Below are 1,987 nucleotides of genomic sequence, written 5' to 3' on the forward strand. Positions count from 1 at the left end.
TTATTAATTCCTGCAACATTTACTGCCATTATTGCTGGAGTTACAGAGCCTTTAGAATTTACTTATATTTTTGTGTCTCCCCTTCTTTTTGCAGTAAAAGCTTTAATTGATGCCACTATGGCAACCACAATGTACATATTTGGAGTAACCGGAACTTTTGGTGGTGGCTTACTTGAATTCTTGTCTTTAAACTGGATCCCATTATTTAATAATCATATAGGAACTTTTATTAAACAGATAATTATCGGTTTAATTTTCTTCGCTGTTTACTACTTTATTTTCAAATTTATGATTGAGAAATTTAATATTAAAACTCCTGGCCGTGGTGATAGCGAAACAAAACTTTATTCTAAAAAAGACGTTAGAGATAGAATCTACAAAAACGATGAAGAAGATTCGACGGAAGAAGATATCTCAAAAGCAGAAAGATATATTAAATTGTTAGGCGGACGTGACAATATTCAAAACTTAACAAATTGTGCTACACGGTTAAGAGTTAAAGTTGCTGATACAGATTTAGTAGCTGATGATAGTGAATTTCAAAAATTAGGGGCAACTGGGGTAGTACGAAACGGCAATGCTTTACAAGTAATTATTGGTTTATCGGTACAAAATGTTAAAGAAGAAATTAGTGAAATCTTATAGGAGGAATTAATTATGAAAAAATATAAAATAACAATTGCCGGCGCAGGTAGTGGTTATACTCCTGGAATTGTATTCTCAATCCTTAACCACAAAGAATTTGAAATAGAAGAGTTACGTTTATATGATATTGATAAAGATAGAAACTCTGATATGTATATTATTTTAAAATACTTGTTTGATCAAAATGATATTCCAGTGACTTTATTACAGACAGAAGATCCAAAAATTGCTTTTACAGGAATAGATTTCGTATTCTCTCAAATCCGTGTGGGTGGAATTCAAATGAGAGAAAAGGATGAAAAAATACCTTTAAAATATGGATTAGTTGGTCAAGAAACATGCGGTTTAGGTGGCTTTTCTTATGGATTAAGATCTATGAAAGGTTTTTTAGAATTAGTTGGATATATTCAAAAATATGCTCCTGAAGCTTGGATACTAAATTATACTAACCCTGAATCAATTATATCTGAATCAGTGAGGAGAAAATTTCCTGATGCAAAAATAGTTAATGCATGTGATATGACTATAGGTATAGAAGAAATAATAACAAATTCATTTGGTTATAAACGTGAGAACTGGATTCAAACCTATTATGGATTAAATCATTTTGGTTGGTATAAATCTATATACGATGTTTCTGTAGGTAAAGATGTATTACCAGAAATTATACAAAAAGTTAAGGAAGAAGGTTTTGATGTATCTAGTGAAGAAGAAAGTTGGGCTAAAACCTACAATAATTTAGCAAAAATGATTGAGATTTTTCCTGACTCTATACCAAATAATTATTTAGAGTATTATTTGTATCCAAATTGGTATGTTGATAATGCTAATAAAAAATACACGCGTGCTAATCAAATTATGGATGGAAGATTGAAAAAAATAAAAGAGACTGTCCAACTTATAAAATCTGGAAAAGCTACGGGTGACCTTGGTTATAATGGAACAGATCATGGCAAATATATCGTCGACATCGCCGCATCAATCATACACAATAAGAATGATCGTTTTATGTTAATAGTTCCTAATATGGGGGCTATTCCTAATCTAAGAGGAGATGCTGTTGTTGAAGTACCTTGTTATGTCAATGCTCAAGGTGTAGAACCTATATCACTTAGATTTAATATTCCAGATTTCCACAAAGGTTTAATGGAAGCTCAAGTTGCTGCAGAAAAGTTACTTGTAGATGCTTTCTTTGAAAATTCATATCAAAAAGCTCTAAAAGCCTTTACTTTAAATCAATCCGTACCTAATGGTGAAGTGGCTAAAAAGATATTAGATGAATTTATTGAAGTTAATGGAGAGTATTGGGTTGAATTAAAATAATATCATTTTTATTATCTGT

Annotated in this window: 2 protein-coding genes; both read left to right on the plus strand. The window is 30.9% G+C overall.

Going from position 1 to position 1,987, the window contains the following annotated elements; translation table 11 throughout:
* A partial coding sequence (locus G396_RS0108535; RefSeq protein WP_028125706.1) for a glucose PTS transporter subunit EIIB occupies nt 1–645 on the plus strand: 645 nt, incomplete at its 5' end.
* A 12-nt stretch (nt 646–657) separates the two neighbouring features.
* Nucleotides 658–1,968 (plus strand): family 4 glycosyl hydrolase, encoded by a 1,311-nt coding sequence (locus tag G396_RS0108540; RefSeq protein ID WP_028125707.1) that lies wholly within the window; start codon nt 658–660, stop codon nt 1,966–1,968.
* The last annotated feature ends 19 nt before the right edge of the window (nt 1,969–1,987 follow it).

It is taken from the genome of Eremococcus coleocola DSM 15696 (assembly GCF_000428865.1).
Lineage (GTDB): Bacteria > Bacillota > Bacilli > Lactobacillales > Aerococcaceae > Eremococcus > Eremococcus coleocola.